This is a genomic window from Pseudomonas sp. PDM24, from assembly GCF_019218905.1.
GTDB lineage: Bacteria > Pseudomonadota > Gammaproteobacteria > Pseudomonadales > Pseudomonadaceae > Aquipseudomonas.
The window spans coordinates 22,593-38,452 of record NZ_JAHUWR010000009.1 but is presented as its reverse complement, the minus strand read 5'-3'; the positions used below and the strand labels follow the sequence as shown (position 1 = coordinate 38,452).

The window sequence follows — 15,860 nt, the reverse complement described above, 5'->3', positions numbered from 1 at the left end:
TCCCTCTCCTTACATTCTCTAGTTTTTTCGCCTACTGCTGTTTGAAGCGGTGTTGCGGTAAAGCTTTAGAAATTGCCTTGTACCCAGCTCTTGAAGCGATCGAGCAAGGCGACTTTCGGTTCGTCATTGCTGTAGCTGTCGCGGCTGCCGATGCCCGAGAACGAAATCCCGTCGGACTGCTTCTGCAGGCCGTACATCAACAGGCCAACGCCAGTGGAATAGATCGGGTTGCGGACCACGTCGTCCAGGCCCTTGACGCCATGCGGCACGCCCAGGCGAACCGGCATGTGGAAGATCTCTTCGGCCAGTTCCACCGCGCCTTCCATCTTCGACGTACCGCCAGTCAGCACGATGCCGGCCGGGATCAGGTCTTCGTAGCCACTGCGACGCAGTTCGGCCTGGATCAGGGTGAACAGCTCGTCGTAACGCGGCTCGACCACTTCGGCCAGAGCCTGACGGGACAGCTCGCGCGGTGGACGGTCGCCGACGCTCGGCACCTTGATGGTTTCGCCGGCACCGGCCAGTTTGGCCAGGGCGCAGGCGTAGCGAATCTTGATTTCTTCGGCGTACTGGGTCGGGGTGCGCAGCGCCATGGCGATGTCGTTGGTCACCTGATCGCCCGCAATCGGGATCACCGCGGTGTGACGGATCGCGCCTTCGGTGAAGATCGCGATGTCGGTGGTGCCGCCGCCGATGTCCACCAGGCACACGCCCAGCTCTTTCTCGTCGTCGGTCAGGACCGAGTAGGCCGAGGCCAACTGCTCGAGAATGATGTCGTCGATTTCCAGACCGCAGCGGCGCACGCATTTTTCAATGTTCTGTGCGGCGTTGACGGCGCAGGTGACGACGTGAACCTTGGCTTCCAGACGCACGCCGGACATACCCAGCGGCTCGCGAACGCCTTCCTGGTTATCGATCACGTAATCCTGCGGCAGGGTGTGCAGCACACGCTGGTCAGCCGGGATCGCCACAGCCTGGGCAGCGTCGAGAACGCGCTCAAGGTCGGCGGAGCTGACTTCGCGATCACGAATCGCCACGATGCCGTGGGAGTTCAGGCTGCGGATGTGATTGCCAGCCACGCCGACAAACGCCGAGTGGATCCGGCAACCGGCCATCAGCTGCGCTTCTTCGATCGCGCGCTGGATCGACTGGACGGTGGACTCGATGTTCACCACTACGCCTTTTTTCAGGCCGCGGGACGGATGAGTACCGATCCCGACGATTTCGAGCGTGCCGTCGTCCGAGACCTCGCCGACCAGCGCCACCACCTTGGAGGTGCCGATATCGAGACCGACGATCATTTTGCCGCTTTGCACGTTTGCCATGGGTCCTGCCTCTTCTTAATTCTTCGCGACAGCGGGTTGGGCTGTCGTGGGCGCTACAGGTTCCCGCCAGCCAACAGCGAGGCCGTTGGCGTAGCGCAGATCGATGCGCGCAATGTTCGTAATCTGCTCTTTGAGCGTCTTGTCATAGATGGCAATGAAGCGGCGCATCTTTTCCACCAGCTTGCCGCGTCCCAGCAGCAGTTCGATTCCCGGGCCCGCGCTGCCGGCGCCGGTGGTCAGGAACCAACTGCCTCGTTCACGCAACTCCAGGCGTGCAATCGAGAAGCCCAATGGCCTGAGCATCTGGCTCAGTACCTGGTATTGCTGCATCACTTGCTGCTGGGCCCGCTGCGGGCCGAACAACTGCGGCAAGTGTTCATAGTTCGCCAGTTCACGCGGGGTGAACGCCTGCCCCTGGTTGTTCAGCAGCGACTCATCGCCCCAGCGGGCCACCGGCAGTTGTTCTTCCAGGCGAATCACTACTTGATCCGGCCACACCCGACGCACTTCGGCGTGGGCAATCCATGGCATCTGTTCAAGCTCGGTACGCATGCTCTCCAGGTCGATGGTGAAGAAGCTCGACGCCACGTAGGGGGCGATCCGCTGCTGCACCGCTTGCTGGCTGATGTAACTCAAGTCGCCCTGCACCGCGATCTTGGTGATCGGCCGGTCGGCGTACGGCAGCAAACGCTGTGCGCCTTCATAAGTGCCGAACCCCAGCGCGACCAACAGCACGGGCCAGAACAGACTTTTCAGAAAACCAAAATTGGCTTTCGGCAGGCGCGCAGACATCGGCTCTTTGGCCACCATTCGGCTGGCACCCCGCGGCACCGGCTTGCGGCCGGGTGCGGAAGGCTGATGACGTAGCTGAGCGCCTTGCATGGTCTTAACCTCTTGTCGGCTCTTGGTTACCGGCAGCATTGCCAGTAACGCTGGCGGCCAGAATCGCCAGAACCAGTTGCTGGAAATCCAGGCCAGCGGCACGGGCCGCCATCGGAACCAGACTGTGATCGGTCATGCCCGGTGCGGTGTTGACTTCCAGGAACCAGAACTGCCCGTCGGCGTCCTGCATCACGTCTGCCCTGCCCCAACCGGCGATACCCAGCGCCTCACAGGCTTTGGCCGTGAGGTCCATGAGTTCTTTTTCTTTATTGCTGTCCAGGCCACACGGGATCCGGTACTGGGTATCGGAAGCCACGTACTTGGCGTCGTAGTCGTAGAAACTGTGGGTTGTGCCCAGGGCGATTGGAGGCAACACCTGGTCACGCAGGGTGGCGATGGTGAACTCCGGACCTTGAATCCATTGCTCGACCAACACTTGCGAATCGTAGGTACTGGCCGCTTTCCATGCGTCGATCAATTCGGACGCGGAGGTCACTTTGGCCATCCCGATACTGGAACCTTCATGGGCCGGTTTGACGATCAAAGGGAAGCCCAGTTCCGTGGCCGCCGAAATACAATCGGCCTCAGAGCTCAGTACCGCATGGCGTGGCGTCGGAATACCGAGGCTGTGCCAGACCTGCTTGGTGCGCAGTTTGTCCATGGCCAGTGCCGAGGCCAGAATGCCGCTGCCGGTGTACGGAATGCCCAGGCATTCGAGCAGGCCCTGCATGCTGCCGTCTTCACCGCCACGACCGTGGAGGATGATGAAGGCGCGGTCGATTTTTTCGTTCAGCAGACGCTGCAGCAGGTCATCGCCCACATCAAGACCGAAGGCGTCCACACCGGCGCTTTGCAGTGCGTCGAGCACCGCGTTACCCGACTTCAGGGAGACCTCACGTTCGGCACTCTTGCCGCCGAACAGCACGGCGACACGGCCGAAGTCTTTCGGCGCGATCGTGGAGACGAGGTTGGCGTAAGCAGCAGTCATTTCAACTTCCCCACGCTTGGCGCGGCAACCGCGCCAGCGAACAACGGACTGTTCAATAGTTTCGGTGCGAGACCGCCGATATCACCGGCGCCCTGGCACAACAGAATGTCGCCGGCACGCAGCAGCGGCTTGACGATTGGTGCGAGGTCGATGCCACGCTCGATGTAGATCGGGTCGAGTTGACCGCGCTGACGAATGCTGTTGCACAGCTTGCGGCTGTCGGCGCCCGGGATCGGCTCTTCGCCGGCCGGATAGACTTCCATCAACAGCAGCACGTTGGCGTCGGCCAACACGTTGACGAAGTCGTCGTACAGGTCGCGGGTACGGCTGTAACGGTGTGGCTGATAAACCATCACCAGTCGGCGCTCCGGCCAGCCACCGCGCACGGCTTTGATCACGGCCGCGACTTCGGTCGGGTGATGACCGTAATCATCCACCAGCATCACGTTACCGCCATCAACCGGCAGTTCGCCGTACACCTGGAAGCGACGACCGACACCCTGGAACCCGGACAGGCCCTGGACGATGGCTTCATCGCTGACGCCTTCGTCGGTGGCGATGCAAATGGTCGCCAGCGCGTTCAGCACGTTGTGGTTGCCCGGCATGTTCACCGACACATCCAGCGGCTCGCGATCAGGGCGCAGCACGGTAAAGAAGGTCTGCATGCCCTGCTGACGCACATTGATGGCACGCACGTCAGCGTCGTCGCCGAAACCGTAAGTGACCGTCGGACGTTTCACCTGCGGAAGGATTTCACGCACCACCGGATCGTCCAGGCACACTACCGCCAGACCGTAGAACGGCAGGTTGTGCAGGAACTCGACGAAGGTTTTCTTCAGTTTGTTGAAGTCGCCGTCGTAGGTCGCCATGTGGTCGGCGTCGATGTTGGTGACCACGGCCACCAGCGGCTGCAAGTGCAGGAAACTGGCATCGCTTTCGTCGGCTTCGGCGATCAGGTAACGGCTGGTGCCGAGCTGGGCATTGGTGCCCGCGGCATTCAGACGACCACCGATGACGAACGTCGGGTCCAGGCCACCAGCGGCGAACACCGAAGCGATCAGGCTGGTGGTGGTGGTTTTGCCGTGGGTACCGGCAACGGCGATGCCGTGGCGGTAGCGCATCAGTTCGGCCAGCATCTCGGCACGCGGCACCACCGGAATCCGGCGTTCCAGGGCCGTGGCCACTTCCGGGTTGGAAGTGTTCACGGCGCTGGAGGTGACCAGCACATCGGCGTCCGTGGCGTTCTCGGCACGGTGACCGATATAGATGTGGGCACCGAAGGATTCCAGGCGCTCGGTCACCGGCGATGCTTTGAGGTCGGAACCGGACACTTCATAGCCCAGGTTCAGCAACACTTCGGCAATGCCGCACATACCCACGCCGCCGATACCGACGAAGTGGATGCGACGGATACGGCGCATTTCCGGGTGCGGCATGGCTTTCTTGTTCTCAACCATGGGCCACCTCCAGGCAGGTATCGACCACGTTACGAGTGGCATCGGGTTTGGCCAGGCGGCGTGCCGCGGTGGCCATGTCGTTGAGTCGTTGCGGTTGCATCAAGACCTCTGTCAGGCGAGCGGCAAGATCCGCTGCGCCAGTCGTTCTTTGCGGCATCAGGAAGGCAGCGCCTTCACGGGCCAAATAATCGGCGTTGCGGGTCTGGTGATCGTCGATCGCGTGGGGCAAAGGCACCAGCATCGAGGGCAGACCGGCAGCCGCCAGTTCACTGATGGTCAATGCGCCTGCGCGGCACACCACCAGGTCGGCCCAGCCATAGGCTTGGGCCATGTCTTTGATGAAAGGCTGCACTTGCGCCTCGACGCCAGCTGCGCGATAGCGCTCTGCAGTCACTTCATCGTGGTTTTTGCCGGCCTGATGAAACACGTCCGGGCGCAGGTCGGGAGCGACTTGCGACAGGGCTTCAGGCAGCAACTTGTTCAACGGCTCTGCGCCCAGACTTCCGCCCAGGATCAGCAAACGCGCCTTGCGACCGGCCAGGGCAGGTCGCGGTGTTTCGAGGAACAGCTCGGTACGCACCGGGTTACCGGTGGTGCGACGGCTGCTCGACAGGGTAAAGGTGTCGGGGAACGCTTCACAGACTCGGGCGGCCAACGGCACCAGCAACCGATTGGCGGTACCGGCCACGGCGTTCTGCTCATGAACGATCACCGGCACGCCGGACAATTTGGCTGCAACGCCGCCGGGCCCGGTCACATAACCCCCGAAGCCGACCACGCAGACTGGCCGCAGCTGACGAATGATCGCCCGCGCCTGCCAGATCGACTTGAGCAACATGAACGGTGCCTTGAGCAGGGACAATTTGCCCTTTCCGCGCAAACCGCTGGCGTTGATCCGATGCAATTGAAGGCCGGCCGCCGGCACCAGATCGTTCTCGATCCCGCGCGGCGTGCCCAGCCAGTGCACGGTGTAACCGCGGGCCTGGAACTCGTGAGCGCAGGCCAGTGCCGGGAACACGTGGCCCCCGGTGCCGCCCGCCATGATCAATACGTTAGCGCCCATGGGTCGGCTCCTCGGCGAAGTCGCTCTCATGGAACTCCATCTCTTCACTGCCCAAGTGGGTTCGACTCTCCCACTCGATGCGCAGCAACAAGCCAAGACAGGCACAGCAGATCACCAACGAACTGCCGCCATAACTGAGGAACGGCAGGGTCAGACCCTTGGTTGGCAACAGGCCTACGTTCACTCCAATGTTGATCAGGAACTGACCGATCCACAGGAACGACAAGCCATATGCGATATAGGCGGCGAAAAATTGCTTGGCCTTCTCGGCCCAATAACCGATGTACATGCCACGAATACAGACAAAGACGAACAGCGCTACGGTGCACAAAGAACCCACGGCACCCAGCTCTTCGGCCAGGACCGAGAACACGAAGTCAGTGTGGGCTTCCGGCAGGTAGAACTGTTTCTGCACACTGTTGCCCAGGCCAACGCCCAGCCATTCGCCGCGACCGAAAGCGATCAACGCTTGAGACAACTGATAGCCAGCACCGAACTGGTCGGCCCACGGATCGGCAAAGTTGGTCAGACGCGCCATTCGATACGGCTGCATTTGAATCAACAACACCACCGCACCGACCGCCAGGACCACCATCAAGGAAAAACGGAACAACCCGACACCGCCAAGGAACAGCATTGCTGCAGCCGCCCCCATCATCACGACGGTGGCACCGAAGTCCGGCTCCATCAGCAACAGCCCCGCCATCGGCAGCAGAACGATGAACGGCTTGAAGAAACCCATCCAGCTTTCACGCACTTCTTTCTGGCGACGCACCAGATAACCGGCGAGGTAGATCACCACGAACACCTTGGCGATCTCGGAAGGCTGAACGTTGAAAAAGCTGAAGCCGATCCAGCGCATCGAACCGTTCACTTCACGGCCAATGCCGGGGATGATCACCATCACCAGCAAACCGAACGCACCAATCAGCATCAGCCAGCCCAGGCGCTGCCAGGTCGCGATCGGAATCATCATGGTGACGATGCAGGCACCAAGGCCCAGCACCACGTAGATAAGGTGGCGAATCATGTAATAAAAGGCACTGCCCGACTGCACTGCCGCCACTTCGGTCGAGGCCGACGCAATCATGACCAGACCCAGGCCGAGCAGCGCCAGGCAGCCAGCGAGCATCGGGAAATCGAGGTCGATGCCGCGCCCGGTGATGATCGGCGACGGGTACGGCTTGATGATATTCAGGAGGCTCATGCCAAATCCTCCACGGCGCGGACAAACTGATGACCGCGATCTTCGTAGTTCTTGAACATGTCGAAACTGGCGCAGGCCGGCGACAGCAGCACCGCGTCGCCCTTTTCGGCGATGGCGCGGCATTGCTCGACCGCTTCGATCAGCGAGCCGACGCGAATCAGTGGCACGGCATCGCCGATGGCCTCGCCGATCTTGTCGGAATCACGGCCCATCAAAATGACGGCGCGGCAGTTGGCCGCCACCGGATCACGCAAATCCTTGAATTCGGCGCCCTTGCCATCGCCACCGGCGATCAGCACAAGCTTGCCGTCGATGTCCGCACCCAGGCCTTCGATGGCGGCCAGAGCAGCACCGACGTTGGTGGCTTTGGAGTCGTTGTAGTAGCTCACGCCATTGAGCTCGCGTACCCATTGGCAGCGATGCTCGAGCCCGGCGAAATTGCGCAGGGCCGAAAGCATGGCGTCGAACGGCAGGCCGACGGCGTGGCCGAGCGCTAATGCCGCGAGCGCGTTGGACTGGTTATGCGCGCCACGAATTTTCAATTCGCGCACCGGCATCAGGTTCTGGAATTCGAAGGCCAGGTATTTCTCGCCATCCTCTTCCCGGATCCCGAAGGCCTTGAAATCGGGTTTGCTCAAACCGAAGGTCCAGCACGGCTGACCTTCGCCCATCAGCGGACGGCTCAAGGCGTCCTGACGGTTGACCACAAACTGCCTGGCACCCCGGAAGATCCGGTGCTTGGCCAGGTGATAGGCCGGCAGACCGCTGTAGCGGTCCATGTGGTCTTCGCTGATGTTGAGCACGGTCGCCACTTCGGCGTTGAGTTGATCGGTGGTTTCGAGCTGGAAGCTCGACAACTCCATCACGTACAACTCGATGTCGTCGCTGAGCAAATCCAGCGCCGGTGTGCCGAGATTGCCGCCGACGGCAACACGCTTACCGGCCGCTGCGGCCATCTCGCCGACAAGGGTGGTGACGGTGCTTTTCGCATTGGAACCGCTGATGGCGACAATCGGCGCCTTCGCGTTACGCGCGAACAGCTCGATGTCGCCGGACAACTTCACGCCACGGGCGGCGGCAGCCTGCAGGGCCGGGGTCGCCAGCGCCAGGCCGGGGCTCACGTAGAGCTCGTCGGCACGGCACAGGAATTCGACGTCCAGCTCGCCACAACGCACTTCCACGTGCGGATAGTCACGCTTGAGCGTGGCCAGTTCCGGTGGATTTTCCCGCGTATCGGCGACAGCAAACGACACGCCCCGGTTCGCCAGGAAGCGAACCAGGGACATGCCGCTCTTGCCGAGGCCGACAACGATGCGGAAGTGGTCAGAAGCGATCAGAGACACTCGTTCTACCTCAGCTTCAGGGTGGCAAGGCCGACCAGTACCAGAATCACGGTGATGATCCAGAAACGGACGATCACGCGCGGCTCGGGCCAGCCCTTGAGTTCAAAGTGGTGGTGTATCGGTGCCATGCGAAACACACGGCGACCGGTCAACTTAAAGGAGGCAACCTGAATGACGACTGACAGGGTCTCCATCACGAACACGCCGCCCATGATGAACAGGACGATTTCCTGACGGACGATCACTGCGATGGTGCCCAAAGCCGCGCCCAGCGCCAGTGCGCCGACGTCGCCCATGAACACTTGGGCCGGATAGGTGTTGAACCACAGGAACCCCAGGCCCGCACCGATCAGCGCGCCGCAGAACACAATCAACTCACCCGCGCCCGGTACATAAGGAATCAGCAGGTATTCAGCGAATTTCACGTTACCCGACAGGTAGCAGAAGATCCCCAAACCGCCGCCGACCATCACGGTAGGCATGATCGCCAGACCGTCGAGGCCGTCGGTCAGGTTGACCGCGTTGCTCGAGCCGACAATCACGAAATAGGTCAGGACGATGAACCCCGCGCCCAGCGGAATGCTGTAGTCCTTGAGCATCGGCAGGATCAGGGTGGTTTCTACCGGCGTCGCGGCAGTCATATAAAGGAAGATCGCCGCGCCCAGGCCGAACACCGACTGCCAGAAATACTTCCAGCGGCTCGGAAGGCCACGGGAGTTTTTCTCGATGACTTTGCGGTAGTCGTCTACCCAGCCGATGGCACCGAACAGCAGGGTGACCAACAACACCACCCAAACGTAACGGTTGGCCAGGTCGGCCCAAAGCAAGGTGCTGACACCGATGGACGAAAGAATCAGCGCGCCGCCCATGGTCGGGGTGCCGGATTTGGACAGGTGCGATTGCGGGCCGTCGTTGCGAACGGATTGACCGATCTGACGGTTCTGCAAAGTGCGGATCATCCACGGGCCATAGCACAGCGACAAGACCAGCGCGGTCAGCACACCGAGAATCCCGCGCAGGGTCAGGTACTGAAAGACCGCGAAGCCTTTGTAGAACTGTTGCAGATACTCCGCTAGCAGCAGCAGCATTAATGTTTCTCCAGACGGGTCCCGCACAAAGCGGCGACGATGTTTTCCATCGCGGCGCTGCGCGAGCCCTTGATCAAAATGGTGGTGTTTGGGTCCTGCTCGGCTTCCAGGGCCTTGATCAGCTCAGCCTGAGTGCTGAAGTGAAAAGCCTGCTCGCCGAAAGCGTTTACGGCGTGGGTCATCATTGGCCCGACCGCGTAAAGCGCGGAAACCTTGCCGCGGGCGTACTCGCCCACATCACGGTGCCCCTGCTCCGCCCAATCGCCCAACTCGCCGATATCTCCGAGCACCAAAACGGTGCGACCGGAAAAGCCGGCGAGTATATCAACGGCGGCGCACATGGAGGTGGGGTTTGCGTTGTACGTGTCATCGATCACGCGCATACCGTTAGTTGCCAGTTGCGCGACGGTGCGGCCCTTGACCGGTTGCACTGCGCCGAGACCGGTGGCGATGCCGGACAGCGACACGCCCAAGGCATGGGCTGCAGCAGTGGCGGCCATGGCATTGGCGACGTTATGGGTGCCGAGCAGGTTGAGCTGAACCCGTTCCACACCTTCAGGGCTGTGCAGGTTGAACGCCGGGCAACCGCGGGCATCGCGGTCCAGATCGCTGGCGTAGAAGTCGGCGCTGATGTTGCTCAGGGCAAACGTCAGCACTTTGCGACCGGCGGCTCGGGTTTTCCAGATTTCAAAAGCCTTGTCGTCGAGATTCAGCACGGCGACGCCATCGGCATCCAGCCCTTCGAGAATCTCACCCTTGGCTTCAACGATTTTTTCCGGCCCGCCGAATTCGCCGACGTGGGCGGTCCCGGCGTTGTTGATGACAGCCACGTGCGGCTTGGTCATGCCGACGGTGTAGGCAATCTCGCCGAGCCGCGAAGCGCCGAGTTCGATCACGGCAGCGGTGTGTTCCGGTGCCAGTTCGAGCAGGGTCAGCGGAGCGCCCAGGTCATTGTTCAAGTTGCCACGGGTCGCCAACACAGGACCGCGCGTGCGCAGGATGCTCGCGAGCATTTCCTTGACCGTGGTCTTGCCGCTGGAACCGGTGATGGCCACGACCGGTTGAGTGAATGCCGCACGGTTCATCGCGCCCAGTTGTCCGAGGGCCTGGCGGGTGTCCTTGACCAGCAGTTGCGGCAGCGCGCTGTCGGCCACTTCGCGCTCGACCAGGGCACCCACGGAGCCTTTGGCAGCAACGTCATTGAGGTAGTCATGGCCATCGAAACGCGGGCCGGCCAGAGCAATAAACAACTGGCCGGGCTTGATTGCGCGGCTGTCGATGCTGACGCCGTCGAAGCTGGCGTCGCTGGCAATCAGACGGCCATTCAATGCACTGGTCAGTTCGCTCAGTTTCAAGGCTTTAAGCATGGGCCACCTCCCACGCGGTCAGGGCGTGATCGGCCTCGACCAGATCGGAGAAAGCATGGCGCTCGCCGTTGATTTCCTGATAGTCCTCGTGACCTTTACCGGCCAGGACAATCACGTCATCCGCCGAAGCGCTGGCGATCAATTGGGCAATCGCCTGGCCACGGCCGGCGACGAAGGCAACTTTATCCACTGCGGTGAAACCGGCGCGGATGTCGTCGAAAATCACTGTTGGGTCTTCGGTGCGCGGATTGTCATCGGTGACCAGTACGCCATCGGCCAGACGCTCGACCACTTCCGCCATCAGCGGACGCTTGCCGCGATCGCGATCACCGCCGCAACCGAACAGGCACAGCAACCGGCCTTTGGCGTGTGGACGCAGGGCCATCAAGACTTTTTCCAGCGCATCCGGTGTGTGGGCGTAATCGACCACCACCAATGGCTGAGTACCGCCACCCAGGCGCTGCATGCGACCGGCCGGACCTTCGAGTTTTGGCAGCACTTTGAGGATTTCGTCCAGCGCGTAGTCCAGCCCGAGCAAGGCGCCGATCGCGGCCAACACGTTGCTCAGGTTGAAACGGCCGAGCAAGGTGCTGCGCAAATGGTGCTCGCCTTGCGGCGTGACCAGCGTGGCACGCACGCCTTCGTCGTCGAACTGCGCTTGGCGGCAGTACAGGTAGGCGCTGGAATCTTCCAGGCTGTAAGTGATCAGTCGCGACTCGCCTTTATCGGCAGCCAGTTGCCGACCGAAATCGTCGTCCAGGTTGACTACCCGGCACTTCAGATCATTCCAGGCAAACAACTTGGCCTTGGTTTCGCCATAGGCCCGCATGGTGCCGTGGTAATCCAGATGGTCGCGCGACAGGTTGGTCATCACCGCCACATCGAAGGCCAACGCGCTCACGCGGCCCTGATCCAGGCCGTGGGAAGAGACTTCCATGGCCACGGCTTTGGCGCCGGCTTTTTTCAGGTCGGCGAGGGTCGCTTGCACCGCAATCGGGTTTGGCGTGGTGTGCAGACCGCTTTCCAGCGCGCCGTAGAAACCGGAGCCCAGGGTGCCGACAATGCCGCAGTGCTGCCCCAGCAGGTCGAGCGCCTGAGCAACCAATTGGGTCACGCTGGTTTTACCGTTGGTGCCGGTCACGCCGATCAGGTTCAAATGACGGCTCGGGTCGCCGTAAAAGCGCCCGGCGATGTCCGACAGCTGCGCCGCCAGGCCTTTGACCGGAATCAACGGCACGTCGGTGATCGGCAGCACAGTCGCGCCTTCGACTTCATAAGCCACGGCAGCAGCGCCGCGTTGCAAGGCATCGGCGATGTGCGCACGCCCGTCGAACTTGCCACCAGGAACCGCGAGAAACAGATCGCCTGCTCGTACGTTGCGGCTGTCCAGCGCCAATTCGCGGATCAACAGATCGCGGCCGGCGTGGGCGAAAATCTTGTTCAGGCTCAGCGACATCAGCCGCGCCCTCCATTAGCTTTCAGCGGAACGACCGGTGCGGCGTTCGCTTGTTGAGTGGCAGGCAGGTTGTCCGGGGTGATGTTCATCAGGCGCAGGGTCCCGGACATCACTTTGCTGAACACCGGCGCCGATACCAGACCACCGAAGTAACCAGCCTTGGTCGGTTCATCGATCACCACCACGATTGCGTAACGCGGATCGCTCATCGGGCCGAAGCCGGCGAACAGCGAGCGGTAGGAATTCTCGGCGTAGCCCTTGGTACCGACCGACGTTTTACGCGCGGTACCCGACTTGCCGCCCACGTGATACGCCGGCACTTGCGCACGGAATACACCGCGCGGGGCTTCGATCACTTGTTGCAGCATGGTTTGCATGGTTTTCGCGACGGCTTCCGGCAATACCTGGGTGGTTTGCGGCGCCTTGTCGGTTTTGATCAGGGTCAGCGGCGCAAGGCGACCATTGTTGGCCAGGGCCGAGAAGGCGTGGACCAACTGGATCGCGGTCACGGAAATACCGTAGCCGTAGGACAGCGTGGCGGTTTCAGCCTTGCGCCATTCGCGGTAGTTCGGCAGGTTGCCGACGCGCTCGCCCGGGAAACCGAGCCCGGTGTCCTGGCCGAGGCCGACTTTCTGCGCCAGGCGGAAAATCGTTTCGCCGCCGATATCGAACGCGACCTTACTCATGCCGACGTTACTGGAATTGATCAGGATACCGGTCAGGTCGAGCACCGGGCCTTCACTCTTCGATACGTCCTTGATGGTGTACTTACCAATCTGCAAGGTGCCTGGATACACCTCAACCGTATCGGTCGGCTTCCAGCGCCCGGTTTCAATCGCGGCGCTCATGGAGATCGCCTTCATGGTCGAACCCGGTTCGAACACGTCGATCATCGCGCGGTTGCGCATCATCGCCGGTTGCAGATTGCGACGGTTATTCGGGTTGTAGGTCGGCTGGTTGACCATGGCGAGGATCTCGCCGGTCTTCACGTCCATGATTACCAGGCTGCCAGCCTTGGCGCCGTTCTCGATGATCGCGTTGCGCAGCTCGCGGTTGGCCAGATATTGCAGACGCAGGTCAATGGACAACGCCAAGGGCTTGCCGGCCTTGGCGTTTTTGGTGACCTGGACATCTTTGATCAGCCGGCCGCGCCGGTCCTTGATCACCTGCCGCTTGCCGGGCACGCCGGCCAGCCATTCGTCGTAGGCCAGCTCGACGCCTTCGCGCCCGTGGTCATCGATGTCGGTGAAGCCGACCATGTGGGCGGTGACTTCGCCGGCCGGGTAGAAACGCCGGAACTCTTCGATGCCATAAACGCCCGGCACTTTCAGATCGAGCACAGCCTGGCCCTGCTCGGGGGTCAGCCCGCGCACCAGATAAATGAATTCTTTGTTGGCCTGGGCTTCGAGACGTTCGGCCAGGGCTTTCGGGTCCTGCCCCAAGGCAGCCGCCAGTGCCGGCCACTTCTCTTTGGCCGTTTGCATTTCCTTGGCGTTGGCCCACAGGGTGGTGACCGGGGTACTCACGGCCAACGGCTCGCCGTTACGGTCGGTGATCAGACCACGGTGAGCCGGAATTGGAATATGACGAACACTGCGCGCATCGCCCTGACCTTTAAGGAAGGCACGGTCGACCACTTGCAAATCGATGATACGCCAGGCAATCGCGGCCACCATGATGCCGAGCAACCCGACCACCAGACGGAACCGCCATGGAAAGAGTGCGCCTTCGAGTTTCATCATGGCGCCACCATCTGCACTTCAGCGGCGCCGGGAATGCGCATCTTCAGTTGCTCGGTGGCCAGGACTTCGATTCGACTGTGGGCAGTCCAGGTGCTCTGTTCGAGAATCAACCGGCCCCACTCCGCCTGCGCCTTGTCGCGCACGCTCAATTCGCCGTACAGCGAATTGAGCAACTGACGGTTCCAGTGCGCGCTATAGGACACGCCTATAGCCGACACAAGCACGCCGGCAAACAACAGCAGCATGAAAAAGCTTCCGCCGGGAAGTGGCTTGGCGAAAAGCTTGCTCACCGCAGCTTCTCCGCGACACGCATGACGGCACTACGGGAACGTGGGTTGGCTTTGAGTTCGGCCTCCGAGGCGGTCTGCGCTTTGCCATGGATTTTGATTACCGGTTCGAAAGCGACGTGACGGACCGGCAGGTTGCGCGGCAGGTTGTCGGCTTCGCCTTTCACCAGTTTGCGCATGAAGAGTTTGACGATGCGGTCTTCCAGCGAGTGAAAGCTGATGACAACCAGACGCCCGCCCACTTCCAGGCATTCCAGCGCCGCTTCGAGGCCGGCTTCCAGATCGCCCAATTCGTTGTTGACGTGAATACGCAGGCCCTGGAATGCACGGGTGGCCGGGTTCTTGCCCTTTTCCCATGCCGGGTTGGCGACTTTCAGCACTTCAGCCAGATCGCCAGTGCGCTCGAACGGCTTGATGTCGCGACGCTCAGCCACGGCACGCGCCATGCGACCGGAGAAACGCTCTTCACCGTATTGCTTGAACACCCGGGCGATTTCTTCCACCGGCGCGGTGTTGACGAACTCGGCGGCGCTGATCCCGCGGGACGGGTCCATGCGCATGTCCAACGGACCGTCGTTGAGGAAGCTGAACCCGCGCTCCGGGTCGTCGAGTTGTGGCGAGGATACGCCGAGGTCGAGCAGAACACCGCTGACCTTGCCGGCCAGACCGCGTTCGGCGACTTCCGAACCGAGCTCGGCAAAGCTGCGCTGCACAACGACAAAGCGGCCGTCTTCGGCCGCTAGCGTTTGCCCGGTGGCAATCGCTTGAGGATCTTTGTCGAATCCGAGCAACCGGCCATCAGGCCCGAGCTGGCTGAGGATCAACCGACTGTGCCCGCCACGTCCGAACGTACCGTCCAGATAGCAGCCATCAGGACGTACGGCGAGAGCCTCGACGGCTTCGTCAAGCAGTACGGTGATGTGGTTAAAGCCGCTATCAATAGTCACAGGATTAAATCACGCAGTTCATCAGGCATGGCGCCCGGTTGTTGAATAGCAGCCAGGTCAGCGGCAGAAACCGCATCCCAGGCATCCTCGTCCCACAATTGGAACTTGTTCAGTTGGCCTACCAACATTGCGCGCTTATCCAACTTGGCATATTCGCGAAGACGTGGCGGAACCAGAAAACGACCACTGCCATCGAGCTCGAGGTCGACGGCATTACCAATCAGTAAACGTTGCAGGCGGCGGTTCTCTTCGCGAAGCGAAGGCAGTGCGCGCAGTTTGGTTTCGATAATTTCCCACTCATCGAGGGGATAAACACACAAACACGGATCAACGGCATCGATGGTGACGATTAATTGACCGGAACTACGCGAAACCAGCTCGTCACGGTACCGGCTCGGCATTGCGAGACGGCCCTTTGCATCGAGACTGATAGCGTTAGCTCCGCGAAACACGTCAGCGTTTCTCCAAATATTAGCGTTTTACGCTCAAAAAACCCACTTCATGCCACTTTCCGCCACTTGCGCACACTATAGGAATGCGCCCACCACACCGTCAAGGCGCGGATTAAAGGAAAAGCCTTACAGAACGGAGATTTAGGAGCGTAAAAGGAGGGTTAACGAGAATCTGACGGATGAATTCGCTCGATAACTTGAATCAGCACAGAAGGCTGCGCTCAGAAGTTAAAGTAGTTTGTTAAGAGTAAGATTT

14 protein-coding genes are annotated in these 15,860 nt (G+C 61.0%); all 14 read right to left on the bottom strand.

Annotated features, from left to right (window positions below; genetic code table 11):
* Window positions 1–65 precede the first annotated feature (65 nt).
* From ftsA to mraZ, 14 genes are read right to left on the bottom strand one after another with little or no spacing between them, the layout of a single operon-like run.
* Complete coding sequence (gene ftsA, locus KW837_RS25050) at window positions 66–1,325, bottom strand: cell division protein FtsA (RefSeq protein WP_007904319.1); 1,260 nt, start codon at window positions 1,323–1,325, stop codon at window positions 66–68.
* Window positions 1,326–1,340: 15 nt separating this feature from the next.
* Entirely contained in the window at window positions 1,341–2,207 is an 867-nt protein-coding gene (locus KW837_RS25045) for a cell division protein FtsQ/DivIB (protein ID WP_007904320.1), read from the bottom strand.
* 4 nt (window positions 2,208–2,211) lie between these two features.
* Window positions 2,212–3,195, bottom strand: coding sequence for a D-alanine--D-alanine ligase (locus tag KW837_RS25040; protein ID WP_123494462.1), 984 nt, complete (start codon window positions 3,193–3,195; stop codon window positions 2,212–2,214).
* Complete coding sequence (gene murC, locus KW837_RS25035) at window positions 3,192–4,652, bottom strand: UDP-N-acetylmuramate--L-alanine ligase (RefSeq protein WP_218398921.1); 1,461 nt, start codon at window positions 4,650–4,652, stop codon at window positions 3,192–3,194. Before murC ends, KW837_RS25040 begins: the two co-directional genes overlap by 4 nt.
* Window positions 4,645–5,715 carry an undecaprenyldiphospho-muramoylpentapeptide beta-N-acetylglucosaminyltransferase gene (murG, locus tag KW837_RS25030; protein ID WP_218398920.1) on the bottom strand — a complete coding sequence of 357 codons (1,071 nt, stop codon included), beginning with the start codon at window positions 5,713–5,715 and terminating at the stop codon, window positions 4,645–4,647. Before murG ends, murC begins: the two co-directional genes overlap by 8 nt.
* Window positions 5,705–6,922, bottom strand: coding sequence for a putative lipid II flippase FtsW (ftsW, locus tag KW837_RS25025; RefSeq protein ID WP_218398919.1), 1,218 nt, complete (start codon window positions 6,920–6,922; stop codon window positions 5,705–5,707). Before ftsW ends, murG begins: the two co-directional genes overlap by 11 nt.
* Window positions 6,919–8,265, bottom strand: a complete 1,347-nt coding sequence (gene murD, locus KW837_RS25020) for a UDP-N-acetylmuramoyl-L-alanine--D-glutamate ligase (RefSeq protein WP_192345503.1) — start codon at window positions 8,263–8,265, stop codon at window positions 6,919–6,921. Before murD ends, ftsW begins: the two co-directional genes overlap by 4 nt.
* A gap of 5 nt (window positions 8,266–8,270) precedes the next feature.
* Entirely contained in the window at window positions 8,271–9,353 is a 1,083-nt protein-coding gene (mraY, locus tag KW837_RS25015) for a phospho-N-acetylmuramoyl-pentapeptide-transferase (RefSeq protein WP_007904350.1), read from the bottom strand.
* Window positions 9,353–10,720 carry a UDP-N-acetylmuramoyl-tripeptide--D-alanyl-D-alanine ligase gene (gene murF, locus KW837_RS25010; protein WP_218398918.1) on the bottom strand — a complete coding sequence of 456 codons (1,368 nt, stop codon included), beginning with the start codon at window positions 10,718–10,720 and terminating at the stop codon, window positions 9,353–9,355. Before murF ends, mraY begins: the two co-directional genes overlap by 1 nt.
* On the bottom strand, window positions 10,713–12,176 hold the full coding sequence (locus tag KW837_RS25005) for a UDP-N-acetylmuramoyl-L-alanyl-D-glutamate--2,6-diaminopimelate ligase (protein ID WP_218398917.1): 1,464 nt from the start codon (window positions 12,174–12,176) through the stop codon (window positions 10,713–10,715). Before KW837_RS25005 ends, murF begins: the two co-directional genes overlap by 8 nt.
* The gene (locus KW837_RS25000; protein WP_177319036.1) at window positions 12,176–13,915 is read right to left on the bottom strand and encodes a penicillin-binding protein 2; all 1,740 of its coding nucleotides are present in this window, start codon (window positions 13,913–13,915) and stop codon (window positions 12,176–12,178) included. Before KW837_RS25000 ends, KW837_RS25005 begins: the two co-directional genes overlap by 1 nt.
* Entirely contained in the window at window positions 13,915–14,208 is a 294-nt protein-coding gene (ftsL, locus tag KW837_RS24995; RefSeq protein ID WP_032830409.1) for a cell division protein FtsL, read from the bottom strand. Before ftsL ends, KW837_RS25000 begins: the two co-directional genes overlap by 1 nt.
* A complete protein-coding gene (rsmH, locus tag KW837_RS24990; RefSeq protein WP_008072115.1) occupies window positions 14,205–15,152 on the bottom strand; it encodes a 16S rRNA (cytosine(1402)-N(4))-methyltransferase RsmH in 948 nt (315 codons plus the stop codon). Before rsmH ends, ftsL begins: the two co-directional genes overlap by 4 nt.
* Window positions 15,149–15,604 (bottom strand): division/cell wall cluster transcriptional repressor MraZ, encoded by a 456-nt coding sequence (gene mraZ / locus KW837_RS24985; RefSeq protein WP_008147486.1) that lies wholly within the window; start codon window positions 15,602–15,604, stop codon window positions 15,149–15,151. Before mraZ ends, rsmH begins: the two co-directional genes overlap by 4 nt.
* Between the last annotated feature and the right edge of the window lie 256 nt (window positions 15,605–15,860).

Bases quoted from the DNA above. Each gene is read 5' to 3' on its own strand.
- ftsA (WP_007904319.1), bottom strand. From the start codon at position 1,325: ATGGCAAACGTGCAAAGCGGCAAAATGATCGTCGGTCTCGATATCGGC.
- KW837_RS25045 (WP_007904320.1), bottom strand. From the start codon at position 2,207: ATGCAAGGCGCTCAGCTACGTCATCAGCCTTCCGCACCCGGCCGCAAG.
- KW837_RS25040 (WP_123494462.1), bottom strand. From the start codon at position 3,195: ATGACTGCTGCTTACGCCAACCTCGTCTCCACGATCGCGCCGAAAGAC.
- murC (WP_218398921.1), bottom strand. From the start codon at position 4,652: ATGGTTGAGAACAAGAAAGCCATGCCGCACCCGGAAATGCGCCGTATC.
- murG (WP_218398920.1), bottom strand. From the start codon at position 5,715: ATGGGCGCTAACGTATTGATCATGGCGGGCGGCACCGGGGGCCACGTG.
- ftsW (WP_218398919.1), bottom strand. From the start codon at position 6,922: ATGAGCCTCCTGAATATCATCAAGCCGTACCCGTCGCCGATCATCACC.
- mraY (WP_007904350.1), bottom strand. From the start codon at position 9,353: ATGCTGCTGCTGCTAGCGGAGTATCTGCAACAGTTCTACAAAGGCTTC.
- murF (WP_218398918.1), bottom strand. From the start codon at position 10,720: ATGCTTAAAGCCTTGAAACTGAGCGAACTGACCAGTGCATTGAATGGC.
- KW837_RS25005 (WP_218398917.1), bottom strand. From the start codon at position 12,176: ATGTCGCTGAGCCTGAACAAGATTTTCGCCCACGCCGGCCGCGATCTG.
- KW837_RS25000 (WP_177319036.1), bottom strand. From the start codon at position 13,915: ATGAAACTCGAAGGCGCACTCTTTCCATGGCGGTTCCGTCTGGTGGTC.